We start from the raw sequence: 11580 nt of genomic DNA, 5'->3' as shown, positions 1-11580 counted from the left end.
GCGGGCGCCGGGGCGTTGTGGCACTCTCCCCCGGCGGGGGCACGCCTCGGGGGGGGGGGGGCGCGGGGGGGCGGCCCCCCCCCCCCCCCACGCCGGTACAGCGGGAACGGTCAGCTGCTCAGCGCAGTGATCGTGAGGGTCGCCCGGTAGCCGCCCTTCTGAACGGTGTCCGGGATCTTGAGGTCCAGATCGGCACCCAGCTTGGCCGTGCCACGGGCATGGCCCTGGGACGCGGAGCCGAGGCCCCGGGAGACCGACAGGCCCTGTCCCTTGTCGTCGTAGCCGGAGGCGACCGGCGAACCGGCCTGGGCGCCTGCCCCCTGGTCGAGGACGTACGGCGTCCAGCCCAGGTAGGAGCCCGCGAACGTCTTCTCGGCGTCCTTGAACGCGCTCACGTCGGCCGAGACCGACCACGGGGAGAGCGAGCGGCGGGTGTCCGAGACGAGGATGGGGTTGATCTTGCCGGAGGCGGTGAAGTGGTCGCCGTCCTTCTCCTTGGCGGTACCGAGGTCCACCAGGCCGTTGTAGCCGTCGATGGTCCAGCCGAACTCGCCCGGAGCCGGGTTGGGCACGTCGACCTGGAGGGACTGGCCATCACCGTTGTACGGGTGGACGCTCACCTTGTCGACGATCGAGCCGACGGGCTGGGCGGCGGTGGTGTTGTTGCACCAGTCGCCGTGCGACACCTGGGAGTTGGGGGCGTCGCAGGTGCCACTGCGGAGGTTCTCGACGACGAGCTTCTCGTCGCGCACCTGGACCTTGACGTAGCTGCGGACGTGTTCCTGGTTCTGGACCGAGTTGTACCAGTAGTTGTCCGGGTTCAGCGGGTCGGCGCCGTTGCCCGCGCCGCTGGTGCCGCTGGAGTCGGGTGCGGTGATGTCGTAGTACTTCGAGCCCGAGGCCGAGTTGGCCGTGACGTACAGGACACCGCCGGGGCCGGGGTAGACATCGGCCGCGCCGGGCTGCTCCTCCGGGTCGGCCTTCTCACCGTTCTTGATGAGGTAGCTGCGGGAGTAGCTGTGGTCGTGGCCCTGCAGGACCAGGTCGACGCCCAGCTTGGAGAAGGTCGTGGGGAAGTCGACCCGGCGGGCCTTGTTGTCCTTGTCCTTGGCGTGCGAGGCCGGCGAGTAGATCGAGTGGTGGTAGACGAGCACCTTCCACTTGGCCTCGGAACCGTGCTGGTTGATGACGTCCGTGACGTACTTGGTGTGCGCCTCGTCGCCCCCGCCGCCCTGGGAGGTGGCGTAGCTGTTGCTGTTGAGGTCGATGAACAGCACATCCTTGTAGATGTACCAGTAGTTGCCGCCGGAGGTGTTGGACGCCGGATCCCCGTTGGAGTACAGCGAGCCGGAGCGGTCCGTGTTCGGCGTCGAGAAGTGCTGCTCGTACGCCTTGCCGCCGACGTCGTGGTTGCCGATGGTGGCCGCCCACGGGTACTGGCGCAGCTGGTCGGGCGCCAGGAAGGAGTTCCACTGGGACTCGTTGTTGGCGCTCTCGACCTGGTCGCCACCGGAGACCAGGAGTTCGGCCTTCGGGTTGGCCTTGGTGGCCACGTCCAGGGTGTCCTGCCAGCCGGCCTGATCCTGTGCGAGGTCCCCGGAGGAGCCGATCTGCGGGTCGCCGAGGAAGAGGAAGTCGTACTCGCCCTCGAAGTCCTGCGTGGTGAAGGAGTACGCCTGGGACCAGTCGCCCTCGGTGCCGACGCGGTAGGAGTAAGCGGTGTTCTCCTTGAGGCCGGTGATGGTGGCGTGGAGGTTGTATCCGCCGCTGCTGGCGATGTTCGCGGCGCCCAGTGCGTCGAAGGTGGCGGAGTCGGCGGGGAACTCGCCCGCGGCGAGCCGCGCGGTGGGGACGAGCTGGACCTTCTGGGCGGTGCCGGCCGAGGAGTACCAGCTGACGGTGCGCTGGGTCTCGTTGGCGCCGACGCCCAGGACGATGCCGGAGAGGGAGGAGGATTCGGCCGCGGCGGCGGGCGTGGCCTGTCCGCTTCCGAAGGCCACGGTCAGGCCGAGGAAGGCGGCGGTGGCGCCGGTGGCCACACGGTGCCGCAGGGGCCCTCGGGCCTGCTGAGAAGGATTCGGTCTCATGAAGTGTCGTTTCTTCTGTGTGCAAACGGTGTGCATGCAGTGCGCATGCGAGGGCGGACGCCACGTTCTCGGCATCAGATGAACACCGTTCGAATCTGATCTTGGCAGCGGTTGAACATCACTGCTGACCTGCGGTTCCTACGATCCGGTCACGCGTTGCACGAACCAGACGAGCCCCATGGCGGCCACTCCCGCGGACAGGGCCCCGGTGGCCCACAGGGCGGCCCGCGGTGAGCGGCGTCCGAGTAGCAGGAGGAGCGGGAACAGCACGGCGATGAAGGCGAGTTGGACGGCTTCGATGCCGATGTTGAACACCAGCAGAGACCACAGCAGAGTCCATGACCACGCGGCCTCGATGCCGAGCGCGCCCGCGAAGCCGAGACCGTGCACGAGACCGAAGCAGAACACGACGCAGAGACGGGTCCATCCGGCACGGTCCAGGGCGAACCGGTTCCCGGCCGGCGCCTGGATGTCCGTGGCAAGGGTGCCTCGCTCGCGAATGCGCCACAGGTGCCAGCCGGCGACCACGGCGATGGACAGCGCGATGACGGGCTCAACCAGGCCCGCGGGGACGTCGACCAGCCCCAGGGCGGCCAGCAGGAACGTCACCGAATGGGCCAGGGTGAAACTGGTGGCGGCGAGGACGACTTCGCGGGGCCGCCGGGATCCGGCGATGAGGGCGAGCAGGAACAGGATGTGGTCGGTACCGGTCAGCAGGTGCTCGGCGCCGAGGCGGAAGAACTCCCAGAAACGTTCCGTCCAGGACTGGCTGACCGAGAAGGACGGATGTCCGGCGTCGAGGGCGGCACTGCCGGTGCGGCCGTCGACGGCGTAGGTGACGATCGTCTTGGTCCCCGTGACATAGCCCTCCGAGTCGGGGAAGAGGGCGCTGCGGATCTCATGGTCGTCGGCGTTGTGTTCGGCGCAGGTCCAGTCGAGCGTCAGCAGCGCGTAGGGCACGCCTTCCTCACGGCCCATCCGGAAGCCGCCGACAGCGACGGGCTCGCAGGCGCTGCCGCCCGCGGTGACCGAGAAGCGCTGGGTGACGTAGCCGACTGCGGCCGCGCGGTGGGCGTCGAGGGCCGCCGCCTGGGCTTGGGTGTCCCCGGCTTCGAACGCGTCGGTTCCGGCACGGAAGAGGGCATCGTCAGAACCGGCGTCGGCGGCCGAGACCACGAGGAGGTCGTACTCCAGTTTCAGTTCGGTCCGGAGCGGGCCGTCGGCGGTGACGTGCGCGTAGACGGTGGAGGCGAGGCCATGGGCGGCAGCGGGCCGGACGAGGCCGAGGAAGAGGAAAACCGCCGCGGCGAGAGCGAGCAGAAGGCGGCGGACACGGTGTGACATGGGGCTCCTTGGGGTTGCCCGTGCACCGTGCTGGTCGCGGATGAACCGATGACAACTGATCAGCGAATCATGGGAAAACAAACGTTCGATGGAGCTCGCGTCGATGGAGATCACGGGGGACGGAAGAGCAGGATGTGGGAAAAGCCACTCCGTATCGGCTCCGCCCCGCACCCCGCCGGGCCGCCGGCCGGCGTTCCGCCGGGGCCGCCGCTACGGCCCCCTTCCCGGAGGACGATCGTCTTGCACCGCCCGCTCCTGGCCGCCGTACTGGTCGTGGCCACCGCCCTGCTCTCCGGATGCGCTTCGGGTGACGACTGGTCGAAGCCGCGCCCCGGCCCGTCCGCCGTCGGCCAACTGGGCGCGGGATTCATCGATCCGGACGAGCCGCCCGCACCGGAGTCGACCGTCACGCCGGGCCCGGATTCGTGGGCAGGAGTACGGCCCCGGGCCGGCACCCGCGTCGTCCTGCTCACCGCGGGCCGCGACCGGCCGACGAAGGCCCTGGTGAAGGCGGTGAAGGCGTGGGCGAAGGACGAGGACGTGGACCTGCGGACCGTGACCGCGTCCGACGCCGCCGACCTCATGCCCGCCGTCACCCGCGCGCTGGACCTGCGCCCCGACCTCGTCGTCAGCGCGGGCAACGACCTCATCGACCCCCTGGCGACGGTCAGCCCGAACCATCTCGACCAGAAGTTCCTGGTCGTGGGAGCGGAACTCGCCGAACCCACCGAGAACGTGACGGCGGTCGACTGGTCGGGGGCCTCGTTCCGCGGGGAAGGGCTCGGCATGTCCTCGACGTACGACGCCGCCTCCTTCACCGACGCCCGCTGTGCGGCCGCCATCCGGGCGGGCGCGGCAGCGGTACTGACGGGACACACCGGGATCGTGGTGTGGTTGGACAAGTTCTAGGCCGGGGGCCTGGGTTCCGGGGCCTCCCTGCGGTCACGGCGCGTTCCGGAGTGCGGTGGTGAGTTCGTGGAGATGCCGCGAGACAGGACCGACGGTCAGCAGACCACTGGCCGCGCCGCCCAGTTCCGCCACCGCGGGCGAGAGCGCGCTGACGGCTCGTTCCATCATGGCCCGGTCGGACACGGCGATCGCCGCCTGCGCCACCAGACACCACAGAGCCTCGAACAACAGACCGACAGGGGGGTCGGGCAGCTGACGCAGCCTCGTTGCGGCCTCGGTGCGGAGGCCTTGCGCGAGGAGTACCAAGGGGCCGGCCCACGGTTCGTGAGGCCCCCAGTCGGTCCGTTCGTCGGTCTGGGCGGGCCGGCCGTCCTGCACGCGGAGGCAGAGCAGAGCGAGTGGCAGCAGGCCACGTTCCAGACCGGGCATGCCGACACCGTCGAGTCGGGCCGCAGCGGCTCGGTAGGCCGCCTCCGCCGCTGGTGCCGGGCCGGTCGCGGCCAGACGCAGTGCCCGGAACCACTGGGTGAACACACGGGCCAGCGGGAGTTCGTTGCGGTCGGCCAGGCGGTCCACCGCCCTCGCGTGTCCTTCGGCTCCCGAGAAGTCCGTGAGGGCACTGCGCGACTGGACACGGATGAGGTGTCCGAGCACTTCGTAGGTGACCAGGCCGTGCCTGTCGGACAGGGCGATCAGTTCCGCACCTGTCCTGTCTCGGCGCGGGGACAGACCTGCCCGGTGGAACGTCTGCATGAACACGCCGTTGAGGGCGAACGCCAGCAGCGCCGGGTCGTCCAGACGGCGCGCGATGTGTTCCGCCTGTCGGGCAGCCTGCACCCCCCGGGCCGAACGCGCCCCTCGTGATTCCAGGGCGATCGTGGCGAGCAGACGGGCACGCGCGGTCTCGTGCTCCCCCGGCTGAAGGGCCTTCAGCGTGCGCTCCGCCGCGGCGACGACACTCGCCGAGTGCTGCGGGTCGTCGACGCGGGTCCAGATCGCCGGAACGTCGTACGTGCCGATCACGCGGGCGGTCAGTTCCACATCACCCAGCCCTTCGGCCGCGGTGATCGCGGCCGAGCGGTGACGGCGTGCGACCTCCAGGCCACCACCCCCTGTCACAGCGAGATTGCGCAGCAGACCTACCGTCGACTCCAGCCGGGCCCGGGCACCGTGGGCCAGGGTCCGGTCGTAGTCGGCCGCCGCTTCCGCCCACACTCTTTCCGCCGGGCCGCCCGGCTCATGGGCCGGTTCGAGGTGGTGCTCCTGGGCGAGGATGTCCGCCTCCAGGCGGCGCAGTGCCGTGCCGGGTTCCACCCCGAGTTGTTCGCCCAGGAGTCCTCGTGCCCGGCGCAGTACCGCGAGCGCGTCGCCCTGACGGCCGCTGCGGTACAGCGCAAGTGCCAGGAGCCGCCAGCCCTCCTCACGCCACGGGTGCTCGGCCACGTGCGCGTCCAGGTCCGCCACCGCCTCCGCGCCGTGCCCCAGGGCCAGCCGGGCCTCGCCCTGTCGTTCCACGGCGTGCAGCCTCAGCTCATCGAGGCGGGAGCACTCGGCGCGGGCCCACGGCTCCTCGGAGAAGTCGGCGAAGGCCGGGCCGCGCCAGTACCCCAGTGCTTCCTCCAGCCTGGCGCACGCCTGTTGGGGCGGCAGCGTGGCGGCAACGGCCAGCAGGTGTTCGAAACGCCGGCCGTCGACGGCGCTGCGGTCGGCGCGCAGCGCGTATCCCGGGCCCTCAGTGACCAGGAGACGGGCCGGGGTGCGAGGCCGGCGCTGCGGCTCCAGGGCTCGCCGCAGCGCGGACACGAAGGTGCGCACCGCGCCGACCGCGCCCTCCGGCGGATCCACCCACAGATCCTCGACCAGACGTGTGACAGGCACGACGCGGCCCCGGGCGACGATCAGCCGGGCCAGTACCGCACGGTGGCGGCGCCCCTTCAGGTCGACGGCCCCGCCGTCACCGTCCCAGGCGACCACCGGCCCCAGAATCCCGAACGTGACGCTCACACCCCTGACCTGCTCTCTGCTCTGTCGCTGATCACGCCGGTGCTCGCTCACTCGCTACTCATTCGCGGCGTCCAGGATCGAGATACCTGCCCGGTCGAGATACCTGCTCATCGGAAGAAAAGAGCCTGCTCATGACCCTCACCACCGCCGCCTTCGACTACCGGCGGATCACCGTCGCGGACGGTGTGGCCCTGAACACGGCCGTCATCGGCTCGGGCCCTGCGATCGTGCTGCTGCACGGCTTCCCGCAGACCCATCTGATGTGGCGCCACGTTGCCGCCGATCTCGCGGCCGACCACACCGTGGTCTGCCCCGACCTGCGCGGCTACGGAGACAGTGACAAGCCCGTCGACACCGATGGCACCGTCTACTCGAAGCGCACGATGGCCGCGGACATCGTCTCACTGGCCGCGGCCCTGGGGCACGACCGCTTCGCTCTGGCCGGGCACGACCGCGGCGCCCTGGTCGCCGTCCGGGCCGGCCTCGATCACCCCGACCGCATCACCCACCTCGCGAGCCTCGACGTTCTGCCCACCCTCGACATGTGGGAGGTCATGCACGGGGTGACCGCAGCCGTCGGCTTCCACCTCTACCTCATGGCCCAGCCCCCGGGTCTGCCCGAGCAGATGATCGCGGCCGCCCCCGACGCGTTCTTCGGCCACTTCCTCGACATCTGGACCAACGACCCGGGGGCCATTCCTGCCGACATCCGCGCCGCGTACCTGAAAGCCTGCCGGGAAGCGGTTCCCTCCATCGTCGCCGACTACCGCGCTTCCGCCGGTATCGATGTTCAGCACGATCAGGTGGACCGGGCGTCCGGTAATCGGTTGAACATGCCGGTCACCGTGCTCCAGCAGGACTGGGGCACGGCCCTCGGCTTCGAAGCCGCCTCCCTGTGGGCATCCTGGGCCACTGATCTGCACCACGACACGGTCACCTGCGGCCACTTCATGGCCGAAGAGGCTCCCACCGACATCGCCCAAGCCCTCCGGGCCCTGCTTGACCGCTGAGCGAGCGCGCACGGCCTCGGGCGGTCTCGGGCGGTCACGGGCGGCCTCTGTCGGCCGTCGGCACAAGCCCCGGCCCCTTCCCGCTCATACACGGTGAAGGCCCGCCTGTGACCGACGAGCCGGCCGGCGGTCAGTCGTCCTCGCCATAGCTCATGAACCAGTGGGTGTCGAAATAGCGGGCCATGGTGAACGAGTGGTGCGGATCGATCAGGATGCGGCAGACGAACTCCGCGGCCTGGCAGTCGAAGGGGACGGTCTCACCGTCGAAGGACCGGACCACGACGGGCCATCGGTCGGGGTCGTCGCCCTCGGCCCTCCAGCAGTACAGGTCCTCGTGCTCCGTGCCCGCCCAGATGAGCAGACCGTCCGCCCTGAGACTCGTCCACGGCTCCTGGTTCAGGTCCAGGTATCCGTCGAAGGCACCCTCGCCGAACGTCTCGACCATGCTCTTGTAGTCACTCGGCAGCGCGGTGCCCAGGCGCGACTCCACCTCCGCCCAGTCCACGTCCGGCCGCTGGGCGGGCCGCGTCCACCCCGTGATCCCTCTGAGCCGCTCCGTCCAGTCGACGTCCCCGCCCGTGTCCGGAGCGACCGCCAAGGGTTGTGGCACCTCCCTGTGAGCGACCACCAACACCGGCCGCTCGACCCCTTCGGCGTCCCGTGCCGTACCCGCGCCGACCCACTGACCCCCGTACGCCCACGCCCGTATCGTCACGGCCCGGTCCTCGAAGGGGACGAGGAGGGCCGCGCCCCTGGACTCGTCGACCGTCGGATCGGTGAAGCCGTCGAGGACGAGGGTGCGCGGGGTGCCGTACCTGCTGTCGAGCAGGTCGGTCAGGTCCCGCGGGTTCAGGTCGTGGGGAAGGTACGTGTAGCCGTCTCCCGGGCCGAGTCGGGCCAGCAGGTGGTTGACGGTCGCTTGCGTGAGCTCCATGGCGGACAGCCAAGCGCACCGCACTGACAATGGACGTGCCCAGAGACGTGTCCCCCGTCGATTCGAGAGGTGGGGGATCCCCTGTGGGATCCCCGTTCATTCAGCGGGTCCGCCATTCGGTGAGTCCGCCGAACCCTTCCGCGGCGAACCACCGTCCGATCGCCGGACCGAGCTGCGGTCCGGCATCCACTGTCGCGATGACGCCTGGGATTCTCCTCGTGCGGCGTCCCTCCGTGGACGTCGGTGCGTCTCACACGCCGGGCCGCGGCGGAGGTCCGCGGTGTCGGTACCGGCCTCCCAGCCGTCGACCGGCCAGGGCTCGGGCCATCTGGTGGCCCGCAACCGGGCGCGGAGGTCGTGCAGTTCGGTGTCACTGACCGACCGAGAGCACGGGTGTGCCGGTCGGCATGGAGTTCTCCTTGCTGTGCTGAGTGAGCGGGTGCGGCGTCGTTGGCGTCGGCCGGGTCCTCGTGTGCGGGCGGCGCCCGCCGGAGTGACGGATGCGGCCATGAGGGCGGCGAAGACCACGTGCGTCGGCCGCACGGCCGCCGCCGTACCGTCCGAACCCGTTGTTCGAGAAGCCGTCGGCGGGGCCGGTGAACATCGCGCGGTTCAAGTTCCTCGATCCGGCGGCACGGTCGTTCTTCTACGCCTGGGAGCAGTCGATCCGCAACACTGTCGCCCTGTTGCGGACGGGGGCCGGGATGATGCCGGGGATCAGGGGATGAAGGCCCTGATCGAGGAGCTGTCGACGGCCGGCGAGCCGTTTGTCCAGTGCTGGCGTGATCATGATGTGGGGCTGCACTGGAGCGGGGTGAAGGAGTACGAGCATCCGGCGGTGGGGCGGCTGAGCCTGCCGTTCGAGACGTTGACGCTGCCGGGACGGCCGGATCTGATGCTGTCGGTCCTGACACCGGATCCGGGCAGCGAGTCGGAGCAGCGGGTGCGGCTGTTGTCCGACTGGGCCGATATGCATCCGTCGCTGGCGGCGTCGGCGGGGACGGGCTGAGCGCCTGTCCTGCGCCCCGGGCCGTGGTGCTTGCTCGGGGCAGGTGCGGTTGCTGCCCCCGAAGGCGGGCAGGCCGGCCTGCTGTGGAGTGATCTTGGCGCGGCGGGTGGCGAGGAACTCGCGGATCTCGTGGGCGGTGTCCATATTTGCCAGGCTGAGCGTGGTGGAACAGAGCTGGCGTGTTCTGTCAGTACCTGTAACAGCAGTGCCTTCCGCACGGCTGTGAGCTGCGGTTTCCTCGATGGTGGCAGCGGATGCGGTCCGAGCCCGTGGGCGGTGGGAATCCGTCTGCGGATGCCGCCCGGCCCGGCAGGGGCGACGGTGAGAAGCGCATCCACATGTTCGAATCATCGCAGGGAGTCACCCAATGGCGAAGCAGTCCGCACCCCAGGAACTGGTCGGCATCGCGCCGAAGCTGGTCGAGATCACCAACGAGGTGCTGTTCGCGGACGTGTGGGAGCGGCCCGGATTGTCGCCGCGGGACCGCAGCCTGGTCACGGTGAGTGTGCTGGCCGCCTTGTACCGCAGCGAGCAGCTGCCGTACCACCTGGGTGTGGCCCTGGACAACGGGCTGACCGTGGAGGAGCTGTCCGAGGCGATCACGCACCTGGCGTTCTACGCCGGATGGCCCAACGGCATGACCGCGATCACCTTGCTGAAGAAGATCGCGGACGAGCGCTCCGTCTGATCACCGCGAGAGCAGCACAACGATGCCCCGCGTAGTCAGCGGGGCGGACTGGATCAAGGAGAGAACGAGATGGCTGTCAACGGTTTTGATCAGATTTTCCCTCTCGGGGGGAAGAACGACGCGTTCGCGCAGTACTTCATCGGCCAGAGTTACCTGGCTCCGCTCGCCTCGGGGAGCGTTCCCGTCAGTAACGTCTCCTTCGAGCCGGGGTGCCGTAACAACTGGCACATTCACCACGGCACGGGCGGTGGCGGGGATCAGATTCTGCTGTGCACGGCGGGCAGTGGCTGGTACCAGGCCGAGGGCGAGGACCCCGTCAGCATGGAGCCGGGGACAGTGGTCCGCGTCCCGGCGGGCACGAAGCACTGGCACGGGGCGAAGGCCGACTCGTGGTTCTCCCACGTCGCCTTCATCACGCCGGGCGAGGACATCAGCAACGAATGGCTCGAGCCGGTCACCGACGAGGTGTACGGCACGCTGCCGAAGAACGGGGCGAACGCATGACCATCCTGGACGAAACCTACACGCTGTCCAACGGCGTCGAGATTCCCAGGCTGGGGCTCGGCACCTGGTTCATCGATGACGACCAGGCGGCTGACGCGGTCCGCGCGGCCGTGGAGATCGGCTACCGCAACATCGACACTGCCCAGGCGTACGGCAACGAGCGCGGCGTCGGCGAGGGGGTGCGCACATCGGGAGTGCCCCGCGATGAGCTGTTCGTCTCGACCAAACTCGCTGCGGAGATCAAGGACTATGGCCAGGCACTCGCCGCGATTGACGGCTCGCTTGAGAAGCTGGGCCTGGACCGTATCGACCTGATGCTGATCCACAGTCCGCAGCCGTGGGACGACTTCCGCGGCGGCGACTACGCTCAGGGCAACCGCGAGGCATGGCGTGCCCTGGAGGAGGCCCACCAGGCCGGCAAGATCCGGTCCATCGGCGTCTCCAACTTCCAGCAGCAAGACCTGGAGAACATCCTGCAGGGCGCGACCGTCGTCCCGCACGTGAACCAGCTGCTCGTGCACGCCGGCAACACCCCTTCCGGCCTCCTGGCCTATTGCGAGAGCAAGCAGATCCTCGTCGAGGCGTACTCGCCGATCGCCCACGGCGCGATCCTGCAGAACGCCGAAGTCCAGGCAATGGCAGAGAAGTACGGCGTGTCCGTCCCCCAGCTGTGCATCCGCTACACCCTGCAGTTGGGCGCCGTGTCGCTGCCCAAGACGGCCAACCCGGAGCACATGCGGGCCAACGCCGAGGTCGACTTCGACATCTCCGGCGATGACATGGACGTCCTGCGAGACCTGCGGGACGTGGACTACGGCGAGCACAGCGCCTTCCCTGTCTACAGCGGCAAGTGACGCCAGACGTGAGGGCCACCTCGGCACGGGTCGGCCGTCGCCGGCATGCTCGAAGGCCAGACCGAGGCCATGGTCGAGATCATGAAGCAGCAGCCGATCGGCCGTCTCGGCACCGCCGAGGAGATCGCCGCCGCCGTGCTGTGGCTGTGCAGCCCCGCCGCCAGCTTCGTCATCGGTGTCGCCCTGCCCGTCGACGGCGGCTTCACCGCCCACTGACCCGACCACCTACCTGCTACG

9 protein-coding genes and 3 pseudogenes are annotated in these 11580 nt (G+C 69.5%); 7 read left to right on the top strand and 5 right to left on the bottom strand.

From position 1 onward, the window contains the following. Positions 1 to 110: 110 nt before the first annotated feature. Both ACFVUT_RS31345 and ACFVUT_RS31340 read right to left on the bottom strand, forming a co-directional pair. On the bottom strand, positions 111 to 2087 hold the full coding sequence (locus ACFVUT_RS31345) for a fibronectin type III domain-containing protein (protein WP_389656162.1): 1977 nt from the start codon (positions 2085 to 2087) through the stop codon (positions 111 to 113). Positions 2088 to 2225: 138 nt separating this feature from the next. Beyond that, complete coding sequence (locus tag ACFVUT_RS31340) at positions 2226 to 3431, bottom strand: HupE/UreJ family protein (protein WP_389656165.1); 1206 nt, start codon at positions 3429 to 3431, stop codon at positions 2226 to 2228. A 240-nt stretch (positions 3432 to 3671) separates the two neighbouring features. Between ACFVUT_RS31340 and ACFVUT_RS31335 the strand changes: the two genes are divergently transcribed. Next, positions 3672 to 4340, top strand: coding sequence for a hypothetical protein (locus tag ACFVUT_RS31335; protein WP_389656168.1), 669 nt, complete (start codon positions 3672 to 3674; stop codon positions 4338 to 4340). Between the two features lie 33 nt (positions 4341 to 4373). Here ACFVUT_RS31335 and ACFVUT_RS31330 read toward each other — a convergent pair whose 3' ends face one another. After that, positions 4374 to 6344 carry a BTAD domain-containing putative transcriptional regulator gene (locus tag ACFVUT_RS31330; RefSeq protein WP_389656171.1) on the bottom strand — a complete coding sequence of 657 codons (1971 nt, stop codon included), beginning with the start codon at positions 6342 to 6344 and terminating at the stop codon, positions 4374 to 4376. 131 nt (positions 6345 to 6475) lie between these two features. Here ACFVUT_RS31330 and ACFVUT_RS31325 point away from each other — a divergent pair, with 131 nt between their 5' ends. Beyond that, positions 6476 to 7354 carry an alpha/beta fold hydrolase gene (locus tag ACFVUT_RS31325; RefSeq protein ID WP_389656174.1) on the top strand — a complete coding sequence of 293 codons (879 nt, stop codon included), beginning with the start codon at positions 6476 to 6478 and terminating at the stop codon, positions 7352 to 7354. 130 nt (positions 7355 to 7484) lie between these two features. On the opposite strand, the gene ACFVUT_RS31320 is transcribed toward ACFVUT_RS31325, so the two are convergent. Next, positions 7485 to 8288, bottom strand: a complete 804-nt coding sequence (locus ACFVUT_RS31320) for a hypothetical protein (protein ID WP_389656177.1) — start codon at positions 8286 to 8288, stop codon at positions 7485 to 7487. 596 nt (positions 8289 to 8884) lie between these two features. Here ACFVUT_RS31320 and ACFVUT_RS31315 point away from each other — a divergent pair. Then, positions 8885 to 9297, top strand: a pseudogene (locus ACFVUT_RS31315) (hypothetical protein). A gap of 45 nt (positions 9298 to 9342) precedes the next feature. Here ACFVUT_RS31315 and ACFVUT_RS31310 read toward each other — a convergent pair. Next, a pseudogene (locus tag ACFVUT_RS31310) lies at positions 9343 to 9441 on the bottom strand (transcriptional regulator); the annotation flags it as partial. Between the two features lie 223 nt (positions 9442 to 9664). Between ACFVUT_RS31310 and ACFVUT_RS31305 the strand changes: the two are divergent. The 4 genes and pseudogenes from ACFVUT_RS31305 to ACFVUT_RS31290 all read left to right on the top strand — a co-directional run. Next, a complete protein-coding gene (locus tag ACFVUT_RS31305) occupies positions 9665 to 9985 on the top strand; it encodes a carboxymuconolactone decarboxylase family protein (protein ID WP_389656179.1) in 321 nt (106 codons plus the stop codon). 69 nt (positions 9986 to 10054) lie between these two features. Next, positions 10055 to 10489, top strand: coding sequence for a cupin domain-containing protein (locus ACFVUT_RS31300; protein ID WP_389656182.1), 435 nt, complete (start codon positions 10055 to 10057; stop codon positions 10487 to 10489). Next, a complete protein-coding gene (locus tag ACFVUT_RS31295) occupies positions 10486 to 11343 on the top strand; it encodes an aldo/keto reductase (protein ID WP_389656185.1) in 858 nt (285 codons plus the stop codon). The genes ACFVUT_RS31300 and ACFVUT_RS31295 overlap by 4 nt, the downstream gene beginning before the upstream one ends. Before the next feature lie 36 nt (positions 11344 to 11379). Continuing rightward, positions 11380 to 11559 (top strand): annotated as a pseudogene (locus ACFVUT_RS31290) (SDR family oxidoreductase); the annotation flags it as partial. Positions 11560 to 11580: the final 21 nt, after the last annotated feature.

This window comes from Streptomyces sp. NPDC058051, from assembly GCF_042885475.1.
Taxonomy (GTDB): domain Bacteria; phylum Actinomycetota; class Actinomycetes; order Streptomycetales; family Streptomycetaceae; genus Streptomyces.
The sequence above is the reverse complement of the archived record's forward strand: the minus strand, read 5'-3'. Positions and strand labels throughout refer to the sequence as shown.

Bases quoted from the DNA above. Each gene is read 5' to 3' on its own strand.
- ACFVUT_RS31345 (WP_389656162.1), bottom strand. From the start codon at position 2,087: ATGAGACCGAATCCTTCTCAGCAGGCCCGAGGGCCCCTGCGGCACCGT.
- ACFVUT_RS31340 (WP_389656165.1), bottom strand. From the start codon at position 3,431: ATGTCACACCGTGTCCGCCGCCTTCTGCTCGCTCTCGCCGCGGCGGTT.
- ACFVUT_RS31325 (WP_389656174.1), top strand. From the start codon at position 6,476: ATGACCCTCACCACCGCCGCCTTCGACTACCGGCGGATCACCGTCGCG.
- ACFVUT_RS31320 (WP_389656177.1), bottom strand. From the start codon at position 8,288: ATGGAGCTCACGCAAGCGACCGTCAACCACCTGCTGGCCCGACTCGGC.
- ACFVUT_RS31305 (WP_389656179.1), top strand. From the start codon at position 9,665: ATGGCGAAGCAGTCCGCACCCCAGGAACTGGTCGGCATCGCGCCGAAG.
- ACFVUT_RS31300 (WP_389656182.1), top strand. From the start codon at position 10,055: ATGGCTGTCAACGGTTTTGATCAGATTTTCCCTCTCGGGGGGAAGAAC.
- ACFVUT_RS31295 (WP_389656185.1), top strand. From the start codon at position 10,486: ATGACCATCCTGGACGAAACCTACACGCTGTCCAACGGCGTCGAGATT.